This window comes from Acinetobacter sp. H1(2024) (assembly GCF_046557555.1).
GTDB classification, from domain to species: Bacteria; Pseudomonadota; Gammaproteobacteria; order Pseudomonadales; family Moraxellaceae; genus Acinetobacter; species Acinetobacter seifertii.
This window is the reverse complement of the sequence record NZ_JBKGFO010000001.1, coordinates 1,203,054-1,221,826: the sequence shown is the minus strand read 5'-3', so window position 1 is coordinate 1,221,826 and position 18,773 is coordinate 1,203,054. Positions and strand designations below refer to the sequence as shown.

General features: G+C 39.3%; 22 protein-coding genes and 1 other RNA gene. 15 read left to right on the top strand and 8 right to left on the bottom strand.

Annotated elements, in window-relative coordinates; translation table 11 throughout:
* Together ACLCEG_RS05645 and tpgA are read left to right on the top strand one after the other, a co-directional pair.
* The coding region (locus ACLCEG_RS05645; RefSeq protein WP_410566515.1) for a YadA-like family protein at positions 1–3,297 on the top strand (3,297 nt) is incomplete at its 5' end.
* A gap of 57 nt (positions 3,298–3,354) precedes the next feature.
* Positions 3,355–4,137 (top strand): trimeric autotransporter adhesin/peptidogylcan-associated protein TpgA, encoded by a 783-nt coding sequence (gene tpgA, locus ACLCEG_RS05640; protein WP_410566513.1) that lies wholly within the window; start codon positions 3,355–3,357, stop codon positions 4,135–4,137.
* A gap of 118 nt (positions 4,138–4,255) precedes the next feature.
* Here tpgA and ACLCEG_RS05635 read toward each other — a convergent pair whose 3' ends face one another.
* The gene (locus ACLCEG_RS05635) at positions 4,256–4,840 is read right to left on the bottom strand and encodes a 5-formyltetrahydrofolate cyclo-ligase (protein WP_200000823.1); all 585 of its coding nucleotides are present in this window, start codon (positions 4,838–4,840) and stop codon (positions 4,256–4,258) included.
* 236 nt (positions 4,841–5,076) lie between these two features.
* On the opposite strand from ACLCEG_RS05635, the gene ACLCEG_RS05630 reads away from it, so the two are divergent.
* From ACLCEG_RS05630 to ACLCEG_RS05620, 3 genes are all read left to right on the top strand, one after another.
* Positions 5,077–5,418, top strand: coding sequence for a hypothetical protein (locus ACLCEG_RS05630; RefSeq protein WP_410566510.1), 342 nt, complete (start codon positions 5,077–5,079; stop codon positions 5,416–5,418).
* 108 nt (positions 5,419–5,526) lie between these two features.
* A complete protein-coding gene (locus ACLCEG_RS05625; protein ID WP_079393447.1) occupies positions 5,527–5,640 on the top strand; it encodes a hypothetical protein in 114 nt (37 codons plus the stop codon).
* Between the two features lie 74 nt (positions 5,641–5,714).
* Positions 5,715–6,035 carry a hypothetical protein gene (locus ACLCEG_RS05620; RefSeq protein WP_100192839.1) on the top strand — a complete coding sequence of 107 codons (321 nt, stop codon included), beginning with the start codon at positions 5,715–5,717 and terminating at the stop codon, positions 6,033–6,035.
* A 116-nt stretch (positions 6,036–6,151) separates the two neighbouring features.
* On the opposite strand, the gene ssrS is transcribed toward ACLCEG_RS05620, so the two are convergent.
* The 3 genes from ssrS to ACLCEG_RS05605 form a co-directional block, all read right to left on the bottom strand.
* A non-coding RNA gene (gene ssrS, locus ACLCEG_RS05615) (6S RNA) lies at positions 6,152–6,335 on the bottom strand.
* A 192-nt stretch (positions 6,336–6,527) separates the two neighbouring features.
* Positions 6,528–6,812 (bottom strand): cell division protein ZapA, encoded by a 285-nt coding sequence (locus ACLCEG_RS05610; protein WP_410566508.1) that lies wholly within the window; start codon positions 6,810–6,812, stop codon positions 6,528–6,530.
* On the bottom strand, positions 6,809–7,369 hold the full coding sequence (locus tag ACLCEG_RS05605) for a hypothetical protein (protein ID WP_004703019.1): 561 nt from the start codon (positions 7,367–7,369) through the stop codon (positions 6,809–6,811). Before ACLCEG_RS05605 ends, ACLCEG_RS05610 begins: the two co-directional genes overlap by 4 nt.
* Positions 7,370–7,433: 64 nt before the next feature.
* Here ACLCEG_RS05605 and ACLCEG_RS05600 point away from each other — a divergent pair, with 64 nt between their 5' ends.
* The 5 genes from ACLCEG_RS05600 (at position 7,434) to ACLCEG_RS05580 (ending at position 12,385) form a co-directional block, all read left to right on the top strand.
* Positions 7,434–8,066 (top strand): UPF0149 family protein, encoded by a 633-nt coding sequence (locus ACLCEG_RS05600; RefSeq protein ID WP_004703017.1) that lies wholly within the window; start codon positions 7,434–7,436, stop codon positions 8,064–8,066.
* Positions 8,067–8,133: 67 nt separating this feature from the next.
* Positions 8,134–9,456 carry a Xaa-Pro aminopeptidase gene (pepP, locus tag ACLCEG_RS05595; RefSeq protein ID WP_212511774.1) on the top strand — a complete coding sequence of 441 codons (1,323 nt, stop codon included), beginning with the start codon at positions 8,134–8,136 and terminating at the stop codon, positions 9,454–9,456.
* Positions 9,457–9,486: 30 nt separating this feature from the next.
* Positions 9,487–10,695, top strand: a complete 1,209-nt coding sequence (ubiH, locus tag ACLCEG_RS05590; protein ID WP_174742892.1) for a 2-octaprenyl-6-methoxyphenyl hydroxylase — start codon at positions 9,487–9,489, stop codon at positions 10,693–10,695.
* Positions 10,692–11,924: an FAD-dependent monooxygenase gene (locus ACLCEG_RS05585; protein ID WP_410566506.1), complete on the top strand. Its 1,233-nt coding sequence runs from the start codon at positions 10,692–10,694 to the stop codon at positions 11,922–11,924. The genes ubiH and ACLCEG_RS05585 overlap by 4 nt, the downstream gene beginning before the upstream one ends.
* 209 nt (positions 11,925–12,133) lie before the next feature.
* Positions 12,134–12,385, top strand: coding sequence for a hypothetical protein (locus ACLCEG_RS05580; RefSeq protein ID WP_004703010.1), 252 nt, complete (start codon positions 12,134–12,136; stop codon positions 12,383–12,385).
* Between the two features lie 52 nt (positions 12,386–12,437).
* On the opposite strand, the gene ACLCEG_RS05575 is transcribed toward ACLCEG_RS05580, so the two are convergent.
* Entirely contained in the window at positions 12,438–12,839 is a 402-nt protein-coding gene (locus tag ACLCEG_RS05575) for a MerR family transcriptional regulator (RefSeq protein WP_077164767.1), read from the bottom strand.
* Positions 12,840–12,904: 65 nt separating this feature from the next.
* Between ACLCEG_RS05575 and ACLCEG_RS05570 the strand changes: the two genes are divergently transcribed.
* A complete protein-coding gene (locus ACLCEG_RS05570; protein WP_019458261.1) occupies positions 12,905–13,546 on the top strand; it encodes a cation transporter in 642 nt (213 codons plus the stop codon).
* Positions 13,547–13,605: 59 nt separating this feature from the next.
* Here the strand turns inward: ACLCEG_RS05570 and ACLCEG_RS05565 are convergent, their stop codons facing one another.
* Positions 13,606–14,208 carry a LysE/ArgO family amino acid transporter gene (locus ACLCEG_RS05565; RefSeq protein ID WP_077162691.1) on the bottom strand — a complete coding sequence of 201 codons (603 nt, stop codon included), beginning with the start codon at positions 14,206–14,208 and terminating at the stop codon, positions 13,606–13,608.
* A gap of 107 nt (positions 14,209–14,315) precedes the next feature.
* Between ACLCEG_RS05565 and ACLCEG_RS05560 the strand changes: the two genes are divergently transcribed.
* A complete protein-coding gene (locus tag ACLCEG_RS05560; protein ID WP_346790560.1) occupies positions 14,316–15,206 on the top strand; it encodes a LysR family transcriptional regulator ArgP in 891 nt (296 codons plus the stop codon).
* Between the two features lie 2 nt (positions 15,207–15,208).
* Here ACLCEG_RS05560 and ACLCEG_RS05555 read toward each other — a convergent pair whose 3' ends face one another.
* Together ACLCEG_RS05555 and rsmI are read right to left on the bottom strand one after the other, a co-directional pair.
* Complete coding sequence (locus ACLCEG_RS05555) at positions 15,209–15,595, bottom strand: hemin receptor (protein WP_198071464.1); 387 nt, start codon at positions 15,593–15,595, stop codon at positions 15,209–15,211.
* A 91-nt stretch (positions 15,596–15,686) separates the two neighbouring features.
* Positions 15,687–16,523 carry a 16S rRNA (cytidine(1402)-2'-O)-methyltransferase gene (rsmI, locus tag ACLCEG_RS05550; RefSeq protein WP_198071463.1) on the bottom strand — a complete coding sequence of 279 codons (837 nt, stop codon included), beginning with the start codon at positions 16,521–16,523 and terminating at the stop codon, positions 15,687–15,689.
* A 190-nt stretch (positions 16,524–16,713) separates the two neighbouring features.
* Between rsmI and ACLCEG_RS05545 the strand changes: the two genes are divergently transcribed.
* The 3 genes from ACLCEG_RS05545 to ACLCEG_RS05535 all read left to right on the top strand — a co-directional run bounded on the left by ACLCEG_RS05545 (position 16,714) and on the right by ACLCEG_RS05535 (position 18,771).
* Positions 16,714–17,115, top strand: a complete 402-nt coding sequence (locus tag ACLCEG_RS05545) for a YraN family protein (RefSeq protein WP_410566501.1) — start codon at positions 16,714–16,716, stop codon at positions 17,113–17,115.
* A 78-nt stretch (positions 17,116–17,193) separates the two neighbouring features.
* Positions 17,194–17,904 carry a BON domain-containing protein gene (locus tag ACLCEG_RS05540; protein WP_410566498.1) on the top strand — a complete coding sequence of 237 codons (711 nt, stop codon included), beginning with the start codon at positions 17,194–17,196 and terminating at the stop codon, positions 17,902–17,904.
* A gap of 3 nt (positions 17,905–17,907) precedes the next feature.
* Positions 17,908–18,771 (top strand): alpha/beta hydrolase, encoded by an 864-nt coding sequence (locus ACLCEG_RS05535; protein WP_410566495.1) that lies wholly within the window; start codon positions 17,908–17,910, stop codon positions 18,769–18,771.
* The last annotated feature ends 2 nt before the right edge of the window (positions 18,772–18,773 follow it).

Sequence of the window (18,773 nt, the reverse complement as noted above, 5' to 3'; positions counted from 1 at the left end):
GCAGTCAGCTCGCCAACCTATACCGTGAATGGCAACAACGTCAATAACGTGGGCGATGCGATCACGGCATTAGACAAAGGCTGGACTTTACAAAGCAATGGTACCAATGCGGCTGCAGTAAAAGCTGGCGATACAGTTGATATTGGTACAGTTGCGGGTGAAACCAACCTGAAAGTGACCAAGACCGGCAATACAATTCAGTATGGACTGAATCGTGATCTGGATCTGGACAGCGTAACCACAGGTGACAGCAAGTTAGACACCAATGGTTTAACCATCGCTGGTGGTCCAAGTGTAACGACTGCAGGTATTAATGCGGCTAACCAGAAGATTACCAATGTCGCGGCAGGAACTAATTCGACTGATGCTGTCAATGTTAGTCAGCTTGATGCATTAAGCACCTCAAGCAATAACAAGACCGATGCCCTAGGCAACAGCACAGCCAACAATCTGGGTGGTGGATCAAGCTATGACAGCACTACAGGTGCAGTCAGCTCGCCAACCTATACCGTGAATGGCAACAACGTCAATAACGTAGGCGATGCGATCACGGCATTAGACAAAGGCTGGACTTTACAAAGCAATGGGTCAAATGCTGCTGCAGTCAAAGCTGGCGATACGGTTGATATTGGTACGGTTGCAGGTGAAACCAACCTGAAAGTGACCAAGACCGGCAATACAATTCAGTATGGACTGAACCGTGATCTGGATCTGGACAGCGTAACCACAGGTGACAGCAAGCTGGATAGCAATGGTTTAACCATTGCGGGTGGACCAAGTGTGACCAAGACAGGTATTGATGCTGCTGGGAACACCATCAGTAACGTAGCAGCAGGCACCAATGCCACTGATGCAGTAAACAAAGGCCAGCTTGATGCATTAAGCACGTCAAGCAACAACAAGACTGATGCCCTGGGCAACAGCACAGCCAACAACCTGGGTGGTGGATCAAGCTATGACAGCACTACCGGTGCAGTAAGCTCACCAACCTATGTCACCACTAAAACTGACGGTACGACGGTTAATGCTAACAATGTCGGTGATGCCTTAACTAACCTGAACAATGAAGTGGTTAAACCGATTACCTTTGCAGGTAACAGCGGCAGTGTTGACCGTAAGTTGGGTGAAACCCTGAATATCACAGGTGGTCTGACAGCGTCAGGTTCGAACTCGAATGTGAAGACGGTGATCAGTGGCAATACGGTTGACATTCAACTTGCAGATGCGCCTGTATTTGCAGGGAAGTTGACAGCAAACGGACTGGATGCCAATGGTGAGAAAGTTACCAATGTTAGTGCGGGCACAGCAGCCACCGATGCAGTGAACAAAGGCCAGCTTGATGCATTAAGCACGTCAAGCAATAACAAGACCGATGCCTTGGGTAACAGCACAGCCAACAATCTGGGGGGTGGTGCAAGCTATGACAGCACTACAGGTGCAGTCAGCTCGCCAACCTATACCGTGAATGGCAACAACGTCAATAACGTGGGCGATGCAATTACGGCATTAGACAAAGGCTGGACTTTACAAAGCAATGGATCAAATGCGGCTGCAGTAAAAGCTGGCGATACAGTTGATATTGGTACAGTTGCGGGTGAAACCAACCTGAAAGTGACCAAGACCGGCAATACAATTCAGTATGGACTGAATCGTGATCTGGATCTGGACAGCGTAACCACAGGTGACAGCAAGCTGGATAGCAATGGTTTAACTATCGCTGGTGGACCAAGTGTGACCAAGACAGGTATTGATGCGGGTGGGAACACCATCAGTAACGTAGCAGCAGGCACCAATGCCACCGATGCAGTGAACAAAGGTCAGCTTGATCATGTAGATAATCGTGTAACACAGGTTACAAATACAACTGCAAGTATCTTTGGCGGTGGTGCTAAAGCTAATACAGATGGTTCGATTTCTAACCCGACTTATAATGTTGCAGGTACAAGTGCAAATAATGTCGGTGACGCTTTAACAGCACTTGATAAAGCAGTCACTGATGCAGGTAATGCAGCAAATGCAGGCTGGACAGTTTCAGCTAATGGTGATGGTGCGACTGCTAAAAACATCAAGCCAAATGGTAAAGTGAACTTTACTGGTGATGATAACTTAACTGTTGCTCAAACTAGTGAGACTGACAACGAAGGCAATATTAAAGTTGCACTAAACAAAAACTTGAAGGTTGATAGTGTCACGACTGGTAATACGGTTATCGATACGACTGGCGTAAAAGTTGGTGATAATGTTCAGTTAGGATCAACAGGTTTAATTATTGCTGGCGGTCCGAGTATCACTACTTCTGGAATTAGTGCTGGTAATAAAACGATAAGTAATGTAGCAGCAGGTGTTTCTTCTACAGATGCTGTAAACAAAGGACAACTAGATAGCGCAATAAGTAGCATAAACAATAACGTTGGTGCTCTTGCTAATAGTGCTGTGCAATACGATAAAAATAGTGATGGATCAGTTAACAAAGACTCTATTACTTTAGCTGGTGGTACTAATGGTACAACCATTAAAAATGTAGCAAACGGTACTATAGCAGAAGGTTCTAAAGATGCTGTTAATGGAGGTCAGTTATGGACTGTTCAACAACAGGTCAATAAGAATACGGGGGATATTTCGAATCTCCAGACTGACATCAGCAATATTAACAATGGTAAATCAGGTTTAGTTCAGCAAGCTGATAAAGATGCAGCGATTACTGTTGGTAAAGATACTGGTGGTACTCAGGTTAATGTTGCTGGAACAGCAGGTGACCGTACGGTAACTGGTGTTAAAGCGGGAGCAGTTACGGCGACTTCAAAAGATGCAGTAAATGGTTCTCAACTTAACACCACAAATCAGGCACTTGTAAACTACTTAGGTGGTGGAGCAGGTTATGACAATATTACCCAAAGCTTCTCAAATCCAACATATAACGTAGGTGATAAATCTTACAACAATGTTGGTGATGCGATAGGTGCATTGAATCAAGCCGACCAAACATTAAATACCAAAATTGATAATGTAAGTAACAAGCTTGAACAAGCATTCTATGCGACAAACCAACGTATTGACGATGTTGAGAAAAGAGCGAATGCAGGTATTGCCGCTGCGATGGCATTAGAAAATGCACCATTTGTAGCTGGTAAATACACTTATGCTGTTGGCGCTGCTTATCATGGTGGTGAGAATGCTGTCGGTGTGACTTTACGTAAAACTGCTGATAATGGACGTTGGTCGCTAACTGGTGGTGTAGCTGCAGCTTCTCAAGGTGATCCAAGTGTTCGTATCGGTATTAGTGGTGTAATTGACTAATTTCGCTAGGCGAGGAATGCATAGTCCTTCCTCATTCTCCATTTCGAGAGTAAAAATATGAAAAATACAGTTAAAGCGTTATTTATTGCTGTTCTTTCTGGCCTAGCAATGGTTAGTTATGCACAAGAAGAAGCAGTATCTCAAAAAAATGTTACGTTTCCTAAAGTATCAGATAGTTATCTTAAGCAAGTAAAACGTTATGAGTATGATGACGTTGCGCGTTTAGATTTAGGGCTAAATAAAGACCAGATTCGAGCTTTACTCGGCAATCCACAATTTAGTGAAGGACTTTTTGCAGTAAAAGTCTGGAACTATGTACTAGATATACGTGTACCAAATAGTAATCAATACCAACGTTGTCAGTTACGCATTGATTTTAATAAAAAATATTTGGCTGAACGTTTATCTTGGAAAGGTGAAGCATGTGAAGGATTGATGGCTTGGGGCGAAAATAATCAACCTCCTGCAAGTAGTACTGCGGTTAATGGACGTACAGCGAGCGTTTTATTTGCTTTTGATCGATCTGATGCTAGTGCAATACAGCAAGGTCTAAACAATATGGACAACGTTGTCGATCAGATTAAGCAAACCCCATCAACAACACCTATTATTGTTTCTGGATTCGCAGATCCATTAGGTAAATTTAGTTATAACCAAGAGTTATCATCTAAACGAGCGAATACAGTTGCCAAATTACTTGTAAAACAAGGGATAGACCCAAACCGTATTCAAATACAAGCGAATAGCCAGACTGATTTATATCAGCAATGTTCAGGTGGTCACAATTCTCAACTTATTCAATGCTTAGCGCCGAATAGACGTGTTAATATAAGTTGGTAAACAGCCTGTCACGAAAAAGTAATCATCCCTAGGATGGTTACTTTTTTTCGTTTAAAGGGACTAAAAAAGTAAAAGGATATATTTTAAAATATTATTTTTTATAAATTTTATATAAAAATCATCTTTTAAAATAATAAAAGTGCTGTGGTGTGAGTAAACCATCTAAGGGCTGATCCCAGCTTTGACGTTCTAAAGTATGTTCAATAAATTGAAATTGGTGAGCCAGCCCTAAACGGTAAGGTTTATGATTAGCACTTGCCAATGTACGATCATAATAACCACCTCCCATACCAATACGTGTCCCGTAGTAATCACAAGCTAAAAGCGGCATAAGCAGTAAATCAAGCTCTGAGACATGTTTTCCTCGCGTTGCCATAGGTTCTTTCATTCCGAGTGGATGATGAGAAAAACGTCGACTTAAATATTGGTTTTTATTGATTTTTATCCACACTAAACGTTGATTCATTGAACAAATCATAGGTAAATAGACTTTTTTGTTATTTTTAAAGCAGAGTTTGATAAGAAGGTCGGTATGAATTTCACCGAAAGCATGTAGATATAAGCCAATTTTTTTTGAAGAGTGAAAAATAGGAAGTCTATTTAGGTAATGTAAAACGTTAAGTTGAGCCTGTTTTTGCTCAAATTGGGTTAAAGAACGTCTTTTAGATCTTAAATTTTTTCTAATAAAACTTAGTTCGCTCATGTATAAATCTAATAAAGATTTGAAATCAGTCGTCCAAAATTATACCTATTTTTCTATAGTTTTACCGAAATTTAAGTACTATAAAAAACAATATAGTTTAATCGATAACATAAAAATTACTTTTCTCTAGAAAAGGCATCTATATAAGTTTTTTAGCTTTTTTACGTATCTACAGTATTTATTTACATGTAATCAGGATAAGTATATTTAAAGATGAATATGAAACCGTGAAGGCTATGAAGTTAAAAATTTTAACGATGATGATGTGTAGTGCTTTACTGAGTGCCTGTACCAAACAGGCAGACTCAGAAGCTCCTCAAGTTGACTATAAAGCTCAATTTGAAGAATCTGACCGAAAAATTGGTGAGTATTTAGACCAATTGGATAATCCTAAAACACCGCAGGAAGTTAAGGTGAAAATTTTATGTCACGACTATCCTGATCTGTACAAAAAACAGTACATGCCCGCCTTAATCAGAATTTCACCAAAGCCCTATACTGAAGAGAAACTACTTTCAGATTTGAAAAGTGCAACGGATTACTATAAAGGAAGTTTAGGAATAAAATGCGATAATTAAAAAATTGTATAGTGTCACGTAAAAATTGATAATTGTGAATTGATAGGCATTATTTAGATATGCTAAATTTATTGATGTTCATTATTTAAATTTTTCATTGGACTTGAAATGCAAATCATAAAATTTTTGCAGAGTTTTAATACGATTGGTACCTATTTAATACTTGCTTCTATCTTGTTAGGGGTCATGATGATTTACTTTTATGTCATCAATCCTGCATGAACATTTAAAGAAAAATCGTTTTTATCTATTGGTTATCTTAAATGGAAGTTGAATAATTAATACAAGGTAGGGATATGAAATTTAAAATATTATTAATAAGTTTTCTTGCAACGGGTTGCTATGCTAATGAGAATACAGATGATCCAGATATTTGTAATATCGTGAAAAAAGTTGCTTACAACGTAATGGAAGCTCGACAGAAAAAAGTACCAGCGCAGGAATTGCAACAAATTGCTGATAGTCTTACAGATCAAAAAGCAAAGCAGTTTTATCAAGACTTAATTAACTCAGCTTATGCTGCAAAAGTATTCAAAACGAGTTTTTTTAAACGGAAAGCTATCGAAGATTTTCAAACAGGTTGGTATCAAGAATGTTTGAAAAGAAATGCACAATAATTAATAAATGATAATTCACTAATTTTTAAGTTTAATTAATAAATGAATAATAGACTGACAGGTCTGTATAGAGACTTTAATTTGAAATAAAAATTATACATATTTTCTAGAAAATAAATACTCCGAAGATGCCGCTGCATGTGTCGTTACCCTGAACCCGATGAGTTCAAGGTGGACGCGACGTACACTTGCTGGGTTTCCTACTCGAAGGTAGGCATACACTCTAAATATACAGAACGCAATCCATAAGTTTAAGTATCGGCAGGGGAATAGACCCGCTGGCGAACATCCCAGAGATAGCTTAATTATAAACGATCTTATCCAGTTGGCAATCGTCTGAGTTTATTGAACTGTAAAGTTAGTCTTCATTTGATGAAGCTTTGTACACTAAAAGTACATATAGTAATCATGAGACACACGAGGTGACTTCAATAAAAAAATGCCTTGCTCTATTAACTTATAGCGCAAGGCATTTTTGTTGAAAGAGGTTAATTAAACAGTTTGTCCAACATCTTCCAAAATTGCCTGTAGTAGACGTTCACAGTGTGTATATTCTTGCAAAGATTTATTCAAGCTTAATACTTCTTGGGTGAGCTGTAGGGCAACCATAATGACCAGTTTGTTATGCTCAACACGCGGAGCACTGCGACGCATTTCGTTAAATTTCTCATTGAGAAGTTCAGCCGCACGCTCAAGTTCTTCTCTTTTATCAGAGGTAGTCGCAAGTCTAAAAGTTTGCTCAATAAGCCGAAGCTCTACCATGACCTGTTCACTCATGATTGCGTCTCCTCGCCAGTTTCAGCATTTGGGTGAGCAAGTTGCTGAATTTCTTGTGCATTTTGATCTTGAGCTGTACCTAAAATTGCTAAACGTTGAATAATCGCTTCAACTTTGGCTTTGGCAAGTTCATTTTTTTGTAACAAACGATCACGGTCTTGCTGTAAATCATGCAATTCTTGTTGAGTCTGCCGTTGATGTGACTGAAGTTTTTCTTTGGTTACACGTAACTCATTACGCTCTGCCAAAATTTCTTGAAAACGATTTTTTAAATCAGTGGTACTTTTTTCTAGACGGCTATAACGTTCAGCAAGTGTATTAGCATCTTGATTCAATTGTTGAAATTGGCCTTGTAACTGAGTCAATTGCTCAGTTAATGTCTCAATTTCCTCTTGTTTTTTAGTAATGATGCTATTTTTTTGCACAACTTGTGCGTGATGCTCTGTTTCAGCCAGTTCTTTAGCTTCCGAGAGAGTAGAATTTTCACTCTCTAGATGATGTAAGCGTGTTTTTAAAACGCCAATATGCGCTTGTAGCCGCTGTAATTGTTCTAACATAACGAGGTCGCACAGAATTGCAATCAAAGGTAATATATACGAAGTATAGAGATTGGATAAACGAATGCAAGACGATATTTCAGGCTGGACAGAATGGAACGCTCATTTTGAAGGAATTGAAGAAATTTCAAGCCCTAGTGAGTTACATGGTTTACTAACAGGTATTGTTTGCGTGACAGAAGCGCCAACGCGTGAAGAATGGACACAAATTTTAACAACTCTTAATGTACCTGATTTAAATGAAGAAGCTTTAGCGCTTTTAACTGATGAAACAGAAGATGTAGCGCATGCTTTATCGGAAGATGAATTGGACTATTTGCCAATGCTTCCAGATGATGAACACACCCTACAAGATCGCGTACAAGCATTATCAGACTGGTGTGCGGGTGTTGTTCTTGGCTTTGGCTTGGCATCGGGTCATGTCCGTGCTGATGAGCGAGAATTGATTGAACATTTGCAAGATGTAGCAGCAGTAGAATTTGAAGACTCTGATAACGACGAAGAAGGCGAAAGCAGTTACGAAGAATTGTACGAATTTGTACGCCTTATTCCTGTAAGTTTATCTATTGGCAGAAAGAAAGTAACAGTTGCTGAAAGTTCATTATTGAAAAACTTTTATGCAAAAAGTAAAACTTCTGCTGTAGGCACTACAGATCAAAATATTGTAGAAATGTTTACACCACATCGCCCAAGTTAATTGAGGCGATGTGTTATTGGCTGTGTTTAATTTTTTGACTTTAAAATTCTAAATCAAGTAGATCATTATGAAATTGCCTCAAGCTGATTTTCAACATCGCAGAAACCGTCTAGCAGAAAAAATGGGTCCAAACAGCATTGCGATTATTGCAACGCGTGAGGAAATGTACCGTAATCGTGATGCGGATTATAAATTCCGTGCCGATAGTAGTTTTTTCTATTTGACTGGTTTTGCAGAGCCTGAGGCAGTAGCTGTTATAGAAACCTTTGATGACGTTACTGACTATAGCTATAGTCTCTTTTGCCGTGAGCGTAACCGTGAGATGGAAATCTGGAATGGTTATCGTGCGGGAATCGATGGCGCAATTGAAGAGTACGAAGCAGATGAAGCTTATGCAATTGATCTGCTTGATGAAGAAATTATTGAAAAATTATTAAATAAAGAACGCCTTTATTATCGAATTGGGCACAATGCTGCATTTGACGCCAGAGTAAGCCAATGGATTAAAAAAGCAAATGCAGAGCACCGTCATGAAGCTGCTCCAGCCCAGTTAATTCAACTTGATCGCATTATTGATGAAATGCGGTTAATTAAATCACCGCAAGAAATTGAGCTGATGCAAATTGCCTCAAAAATTAGTGCTAAAGCACATACCCGTGCGATGCAAACTGTTCGCCCTGGCATGATGGAATATGCACTAGAAGCCGAGCTCAATTATATATTTGGGCAAAACGGCTGTGTGCCTTCATATAACAGTATTGTTGGTGGTGGGGCTAACGCTTGCATTTTGCACTATGTTGAAAATAATCAGCCACTCAAAGATGGTGATTTAGTTTTAATTGATGCTGCTTGTGAATATGAATTTTATGCATCGGACATTACCCGTACTTTTCCAGTGAACGGAAAATTTAGTCCAGAACAAAAAGCATTATATGAAGTGGTACTGGCCTCTCAATATGCGGCGATAGACGCAGTACGTATTGGTAATGCGTACCGTGAGCCTCATGAGGTTGCGGTCAAAATTTTAACTGAAGGCTTAGTTGATTTAGGTTTGCTCAAAGGTAATGTGAGCGAGCTTATTGAAAATGAAGCATATCGTCAGTTTTATATGCATGGTACGGGCCACTGGTTAGGTATGGATGTACATGATGTCGGTTCTTATAAAAAAGATGACGAGTGGCGCCAATATGAAGAGGGCATGGTTGTTACTGTTGAACCAGGTTTATATATTGCACCAGATGACGAAACTGTAGATAAAAAATGGCGTGGTATTGGTATTCGTATTGAAGATGATGTGGTCGCAACGTCAAAAGGCCCACGAGTTTTAACTGCTGACGTAGTTAAAGATATTGCAGATATTGAACATTTAATGGCGCAAGCTAAAGCATAATTAAACGTATTCGCCAAAGGAGCAAATTCGATGCAACAACAAGTGATTATTGTAGGTGGGGGTATGGTGGGTTTGAGCCTTTCCCTGATGCTGGCGAAGGCTAATATCGCAGTCAAGCTATTAGAAGCCGTGAAATACCCAAACTATGATGATCAAAATGTTGCCCCTTACCATTCCAGTTTCGATGCACGTAATACGGCTTTATCACGTCGTAGCGTACAGATTTATCAGAAGCTGGGGTTATGGGATGCATTACAACAGCACGCCACTCCAATTTTGCAAGTTCACATTACTGAGCAAGGCAGTTTTGGTAAAGCACGTTTAGTTGCAGAACAAGAAAAAGTCGAAAGCTTTGGACAAGTCATTGAGAATGCGTGGCTTGGTCGAGTTTTATTAACTCAAGTACGCCAACAACCTTTGATTGAGCTAATTGATGGCGTACAAGTCACTGCTTTAACTCAAGATGCTGAACAAGTACATATCGAAGCTCAGCGTGGTGATGAACTTTTAAAGCTTGAGTCAAAATTATTAATTGCAGCAGATGGGCGCGACTCTTTCTGTCGTCAAGCAATTGGTGTGGGTGTTGATGTCCACGACTATGATCAGGTTGCGATTGTTACGACTGTTCAGACTTCAAAACCGCATGAGCAGGTAGGGTTTGAGCGTTTTAGTGCATTAGGACCTTTAGCTTTATTGCCGTTGCCAGGTGAATATCGTCGCTCAGTGGTATGGCCTGTTAAAAAGGGCACTGAAGATGAGTGGTTAGGTGAAGAAAACGACCAGCATTTTTTAAGTGCCTTGCAACAAACTTATGGTGACAGAGCGGGTAAATTTGAAAAAACAGGCAAACGTTTTAGCTATCCGCTTTCACAAGTACTTGCGCATAAACAAGCGGTTGGGCGCGTTATTTTAATGGGCAATGCAGCGCACACCATTCATCCAGTTGCAGGGCAAGGTTTTAATTTATGCCTACGTGATGCAGATGTATTGCTACGTTATTTGGTAAACCAGCTAAGCGCATCTGATGATATTGGTAACCCAGATAATTTGCTTGCCTATGAACAAGCCCGTTTATCAGACCAACAGCGAGTAATTAAGTTCTGCGATACTGTCGTTCGTGGTTTCAGTAACCAAAATCCATTATTAAAATTAATTCGTAATACGGGATTAATTGCATTTGATGTGATTCCGGGTGTTAAGCCCTTGGTAGCGAACTATGCAATGGGGTTAAAAGCATGAGTGAAGTCTTGGATATAGTTATTGTTGGTGGTGGACTGGTCGGTGGCTTAACTGCTCTATTACTTGCGCAAGGTGGTGTACAGCCTACCGTGCTGGATGCTGCCCCTGTACTTGATGTTGAAAAAACATTAAGTGTGATGAATCCGCGTGTTTTAGCACTTAGCCAAGCCACGATTCATTTACTGAAAACAGTGAATGTTTGGGATGATTTAGCACGTCAAATGCCTTATACCGGCATGCAAGTGTGGAACTTAAATGGCTATGGTGAAATTAATTTTGGTCATGAGTCTGTACAAAGACCAATGCCAGAGCAAGCCTTGGGTTCTATGGTTGAGCCGAGTGTATTGAATGTTGCCATTCAGCAAAAAATGCTAGAGCAGTTAACCGATTATCGTACTCAAGTGCGCGTGACACGTATTGAGCAAGGTGTTGGGTGTTGGCATATCCAATTGGCTGATGGCACAACACTTAAAACTAAATTGCTTATTGGCGCAGATGGTGCCAATTCATTTGTACGTGAGCAAGCTTTTATTGACCTAGATGTCCTAGATTACAAACAAGCAGCCATCAGCTGTGCAATTAAAACGTCTAAGCCGCATCAACATGTTGCTCGTCAAATTTTCTTACCTACTGGACCTTTGGCATATTTGCCAATGGCGAGTCTGGATGTAAGTGAAAATGGCTACTGGCAGTCAATTGTCTGGACACTGCCAGATGATTATGCCGATGAATATTCGGCTTTAAGTGATGTTGAATTTATGCAGCTTCTAACTCGTGAAAGCCAGCATATGTTGGGTGAAGTGCTCGATGTTCGTTCAAGAGCACAGTTCCCACTTAAGGCTCGTGCTGCAAAACAATATGTGAAGGCTGGTTTAGCCCTAATCGGTGATGCCGCTCATGTTATCCATCCGCTTGCTGGCCAAGGGGTAAATATTGGCTGTTTAGATGCCGCTGTACTCTGTGATGCGCTACTGCATGATTTAGGCCGTGGTGTGTGGGCGCATGAACAAACATTAAGACGTTATGAACACCGCCGTAAAGGACAAAACGATGCGATGATGCATAGCATGTCTGCGATTGGTTGGTTAGAAAGTTCTGAGTTGTTCCCATTTATTTTGGCTCGAAATGTAGGACTTAAGCAGGTTGAACAAATTTCGTTCTTAAAAGAGCGTTTTATGCAACAAGCGAACGGTTTAGGGGCTTTACAAAACACCCTGTATAGTCGTTAAAATAATTACGAAGTTTATGCTCTACTGGTCTAAATAAATATCAGTAGATATTTTTTAAACAATCATTTATATATCATTACCAATTCGGTCAGAAAAGATACGGATTTGACCAATTTGGCTCTTTGCTAAATGCAAAGAGATTGCTAAATTTCTGAGGTCTCAAAGGCCATAGCGATGATGCAATACAAATCATTGTGGGGAGTGTAAATATGACAGATATCAATGATTATGAAGATGCAGAAGATTCTGCTGTAGATGAAGATGAAGCCAAAGCGGCTGAGAGCGGTGCGGCTGATGAAGAAGCAGGCAACTTAACGGATGCCGATCTTGCAGAAGCAGAAACGCTTACCGTAACTGCGAAACAAAAACAGCGCCAAGCATTGGAAGATGAGGTTGCTGCATTTTTAGCTCGCGGTGGGAGAATTACTGAAGTTCCACCAGACGAACATAGCGACCATTAATATTAAAAAAGCATCACATGAGTGATGCTTTTTTATTGGCTTCTAAATTGAGTTAAAGATTATTTTGCAGTTCTTTTAAAATGCCGCATTCGTCTACTGTGCGGTCGGTAGAGCAGTGCTGTTTTAAATCGATGAGTGTTTCTTTTAAAAGCAAAAGTCGTTCAATTTTTTCCGATACTTCAATCAAATATTTATTCACCAAATTATCAACTTCCGTACAAGCCTGTTTCGGCTGAGCTTTCATCTGTTTTAGCGTTTTAATGTCGTTAAGGGAAATATCTAATTCGCGGCAATGTTTAATAAATAATAGGTCTGCGAGCGTTTGATCTGTGTAAATACGATAATTATTTTCTGAGCGCTGAATACGGTCCAGCACACCTACTTTTTCGTAATAGCGAATAGTATCGATAGGAACATCGGATTTTTTTGATAATTGGCCAATAGAAAGACTCATAAGACTTGACTCTGGAGCTACTCAAGGGTTTTTAATCACTATAAAAGAGTTTTTGAGGAAATAAAATGGCCGGATGTGGATGTGCTTCAACATGTTCCCCTACAAAGAAAGTCAGCCCACGTTTTAGAAAGGCGTTGTGGATTGCACTTGTGATTAATGCACTCATGTTTGTGGTTGAAATAGTAGGCGGTTATAAAGCCCAATCTGTTTCATTGTGGGCAGATGCACTCGATTTTGCAGGAGATTCAGCAAATTATGCTTTGTCTTTAGTTGTACTTTCGATGAGCCTTTACTGGCGCGCAACCGCAGCACTGGTTAAAGGATTAACCATGGCAGCTTTTGGTTTCTTCGTCATTGCAAAAGTCGTATGGTCATTTTTTCATGGCGTTTCACCTGAACCGATGGTCATGGGCACAATTGGGGTAATCGCCTTAATTGCGAATGTTTCTGTTGCGCTTATGCTTTATGCATTTAGGGATGGTGATGCCAATATGCGCTCTGTTTGGCTGTGTAGTCGAAATGACTCTATTGCGAACATTGCTGTTATTTTTGCTGCTGTAGGTGTGTTTGGAACAGGCACCGTATTTCCGGATTTATTGGTAGCCTTCGTGATTGCATACTTAGGTGTATCTTCCGGCTATGCTGTGATTAAGCAATCATTACAGGAAAGAAAACAGTCAAAAGTGATGTTAGGTTCAGAAGCTTAATTTTGATTGCATAAATAAAAAGTACCATTAAACATGGTACTTTTTAATGGTTGAATACATTAGATGAGAAGCGAAATTGCGATACTCCACATAACGCAACCAATAAGAAAGTCTAAAATTTTCCAAGCTTTTGGATTGGTAAATAACGGTTTTAGTAATCTTGCACCATAACCTAAACTGAAAAAGAAAATCCAAGAAGCAAGAATACTGCCTAAAGCAAAACTAAGTTTGTCTTCTAGCTGGGTTGCAACCGAACCCATCAGCACAATGGTGTCTAAATAGACATGTGGATTTAACCAAGTAAAGGCAAGGCAGGTCACTAGTGCTTGGGTTAAAGTTTGTTTTGGGCTGCCTCCAAGTTCCATGCCTTGGTTCGTTTTAAACGCTGCATAGAATGCTTTTGCACCGTAGACGAATAAAAACGTTGCCCCTAAATATTTAGCGACCGAGATTAAGATAGGCGATGCAGTCATAATTTCGGCAAAACCTAATACACCGCAAGCAATTAAAATCGAGTCAGACAAGGCACAGATTAAACATAGCCAAAATACATATTGCTGTTTAAGTCCTTGCTTTAGAACAAAAGCGTTTTGGGCACCAATCGCTACGATTAGGCCGCTACCAATACCTAAACCTTTAAAAAACACACTCAGAGAAAGCATAACCATTAAACAGAAAAAATCAGATGCAGGAATTATCTGACTTTTTATTGGGAAATAAGTAAAATTAAGAATATTTAGGTTTGGCTAAAAATAATTTAGGTTTGTATATGTTAGATAGTAAGCAATGTGACGCTTTTCTCGCCGTTGCAGAAGTCGGGAGTTTCGATGCAGCAGGAGAGCATTTATGTATAACTCCCTCTGCTGTATCACTACGCGTACAAGCACTAGAAAAATATTTGGGTCAGATTTTAATTATACGAGGCCGCCCTTGTGTACTCACACAAGCAGGACAAACCTTGCTCCAGCATTTACGTCATACAAGGTTAATGGAGCAAAATCTTTTACAAGGTTTAATGGGCAAATCTTCTGAATCGGAATTTTATAAAATTGCTTTAGCTTCAAATGCAGACTCATTAGCAACTTGGCTTTTACCAACTATTCAGCAGACATTGTTTAAAGAAAAAATAGTGTTAGAGCTAAAAATTGATGATCAATCACACACGCATACTTTGCTAGAAACGGGGCAGGTTAATGCATGTATCACAGCAGAAGAGCAGGTTATGGCGGGTTGCTTAGCTCAGCCTCTTGGTAAAATGCGCTATAAAATGCTGGCATCGGCCGAATTTGTAAACCAGTGGTTTAGTGGTGGAATTAACCGAGAAAATTTAAGAAAAACACCAGCAGTTATTTTTAATCATAAAGATTTAATGCATTCGGAAGTTTTATTAAAAGGATACGGTTTACCGATGCAGAGTTATCCTTATAGTTTTATTCCGGCAACAGATGCTTTCGTTAAAGCAATTCAGCTGGGTTTAGGTTACGGAATGGTGCCAGAGCTTCAAGTTCAACCATTACTCGAAAACGGAACACTTATTGATATTATGCCTGAGGCTCAACTTGATGTTCCTTTGTATTGGCACCACTGGAAAAGACAGTCGAAACAACTTGATGTACTGACCGAAACAATTGTTCAATCAGCAAGACATATCTTGAGATAAACTCAAGAACGAGAACGTGCATAAAAGTTTGAAACGTGTTGAATGTAAAACTCTATGTCTTGCGCTGAATAACCTAAAAGTTGTCCGATTCTACGGTCTAATGCTAAGCGGTCTTCAAGTTGAGTTTCTTTTATTGATTTTTCAATACATAACACGAGTTCATTCAAATCTGCTAAAGAGGCATCTTTATAGATCAGCATAATTGAAAAAGGTACGGGTAAAGATGTTTCAATATCTTTACTGAGCATAGTTAAAGTACCTTGCTCAAGGTGCTTTACAAATTCAGTAGGTAATAAGTCATAAAATAAAGCAATCGATTTATGACCAGACAATAATAATTCTAGTTCTTGCCCTTCATGAGGGCCAAGTTTCCCAAGCTGTTCAGCCATATCAATACTCTTGTTTTTATGATTAATATTATTATGCAAAATTCATGCACGGTGATGACAAATTGTTAGTCATCACCGTGTTGTTAAAAAATTAAGATTGTGTCAGCTCAAGTGCACGTTGATAAGCAACTTTTTTCTTAATACCCGTTAAATCGGCTGCAAGTTGAGATGCCGCTTTAACAGATAAGTCTTGAAGTAAACGCTTTAGAAGTTCGTCTAGTTTTTCTTGTTCCAGATCTGTCTTTTCTGGTGCACCGCCAACTACCAGAACAATTTCACCTTTTTCTTGATTGTGGTCATTTTCAATAAAACTGACCAAGTCTTTTAAAGTCATTTTTTTGATGGTTTCAAAAGTTTTGGTAATTTCACGTGCGAAACCCACAGGGCGGTTTTCACCAAATACTTCAGTCATATTTTTTACGCATTCTAAAATACGGTGAGGTGCTTCATAAAAAATTAACGTTTGAGTTTCATTTTTAAGCTTTTCAAGTTGCGTAATACGTTGAGAAGCTTTTGATGGTAAAAAGCCTTCAAAACTAAAACGGTCACTTGGTAAGCCCACCGCACTTAATGCAGCAATTGCAGCACATGCACCGGGTACAGGTACAACTCTAATACCATGTTCTTGTGCAGCTCGAACCAGTTTAAAACCGGGATCACTAATAAGCGGCGTACCTGCATCGCTAATCAAAGCAATATTTTCACCAGCGAGTAACTTTTGAACTAACTGTTCAATTTTATTGCTTTCATTATGGTCATGGCATGCTGTAAGTGGAGTAGATATATTATAGTGCTTAAATAATTGAGCCGACTGGCGTGTATCTTCGGCAGCCACAATAGAAACTGATTTTAAGATATCAATTGCACGGAAAGTCATATCATCTAAGTGCCCGATAGGGGTGGCTACAACAAATAACTGAGCACTCATTTGGTTTTTTACTCCGTACAGATAAACAATTTTAATCGGTTAGTGTACCCGAAATTATCTTTTTGGCGTGAACAATGTCATTGGGCTTTTTTACTTTTTAAGACATCTGCTTTTGATTTGCTCAATTGAAAAAAATTAAAAATGTATAGAGCAAGCATTGAGAGTATTTACATTTCTAATGGGGAAAATTATGTTAGTCGCGCAGCAGCTCGGGCAATGGGCTGAACAAACGGCATTAAAAATTTTAAAAGAACAAAATTATGAATGGGTCGCCAGTAATTATCATTCACGCCGTGGAGAGGTTGATCTGATTGTAAAACGCGGTAACGAATTGATTTTTGTTGAGGTAAAAGCGCGTGGACAGGGCAATTATGGACAAGCTTGTGAAATGGTCACTGTGAGCAAACAGAAAAAAATAATTAAAACGGCGATGAGGTTTTTACAGCGCTACCCATCTTATCAGGATTTTTATTGTCGTTTTGATGTGATTTGTTTTGATTTTCCACAGAAAATTGCAAAAACAGTACAGCAAGACTTTTCGAAATTCCATTATGATCTGCAATGGATCGAAAATGCATTTACTTTGTATTAAGAGTTCATTACTCTTTTGAGCAAATTAAAACCGATGTTTATGATCAAGCCAAGAAGAGATTGATAGGAGTCTGGTGGAGTGTTGAAACGTATTGCTGTAACAGCGCTTTGTGTCGCAAGTTTGTCAGGTTGCGCAAGTTTTATTTCTGGTGGAACAGGTACAGCTCCAGTTGGAACAGATAGTGGTGTACGTAGCTTAGGTCAGGTATTCATTGATTCTTCAATTAAACGTACAGCGAATATTAACCTCTATAAGCTTGATCAGCGTTTTAAACAATCTCGTATTAATATCGAAAGCTTCCATAGCACAGTATTGTTAACTGGTCAGGTGCCAGACCCATACTTGAAACAGCTGGCAGAAGATAATGTTAAAGCGATGAGCGATGTGAAAGCCGTACATAACTATATTACGGTAGGTAACAAAGTAAGCTATAACACGATCATGCAAGATGCTGGTGTAACTGCAAATACACGTGCTCTATTAATGAAAGCGCCAGTTGTATCGGACAGTAAAGTGCTCGTCCATACCGAAGATGGTGTTTTATATGTGATGGGTCGTTTAAATACAGCTGAAATTAATGACTTAAACAATGTGCTTCAAAATGTTGGTAACGTGACCAAAATTGTGACACTCATTGATAATATTGATTTAGCACCTGCTCCGGCAGCATCGACTGGCAACGCAACGACTACGCCAGTAATTCATAATGTTCTTGCTCAACCAACAGTTCAAACTCCTGTTGCAATTGATCCGGACCAAGCAGATCCAGCATCATCTACTGCACAATAAAATATGAACTTAATCGAACAATTACAAAGCAAAATTGAGCAGGCGAGAACTCTTTATAAAGAGTTCCGCCTCTATGATTTGGGGAGCTTTGCTTTAAATCGTTTTACACCAAAAGATGGTTTTGAGCAGGTTTTAAATGTACGTTATGGCTTAAAGCCTCGTCATCGTCTAGATATTTATCGTTCTACTAAGCGCTTAGCACATCGACCACTCATTGTTTTTGTACATGGTGGTGCTTGGCAACACGGTAATAAACGAGACTATTTATTCGTTGGTGAAGCCTTTACAAAAGAAGGTTATGACGTTGCTGTCATTAACTATCAGCTCGCACCCAAAAATATTTTTCCAAGTTATGTAGATGACTTAACACAAGCGTTAAATTATTTGCATCAAAATCAGGAAAAATTAGAAATCTCGACAGAGAATACTGTGCTTATGGGACATTCGGCAGGTGCATTTAATGTAATGTCTGCTGTTTATCACCCTGATTCCACTAAAATTGAATGTTTAGGGAAAATTAAGGCAATAGTTGGATTAGCTGGACCATATCATTTTGATTATAAAGGTGATCCGCTTGCTGAAGATGCTTTTGATCAGGACATTTCTTATAAAGAAGTGATGCCTTATTATTTTGTAAATCAAAATAATATTAAGCATTATCTACTCATGGCTGAAAATGATCAGATCGTAAAGCAACATAATACTTTAGATATGGATCAAGCTCTTAGGGAGAAGGGGAATCATAGCCATATTGCTATTATCCCTAAAACTGGCCATATTACGATTTTGGCCAGCCTATCGAGTTTTGTAAGTCACTACTTCAAAACAAAACGAACCATTTTGCATTTTCTTGATGAAGTATTTTAAAA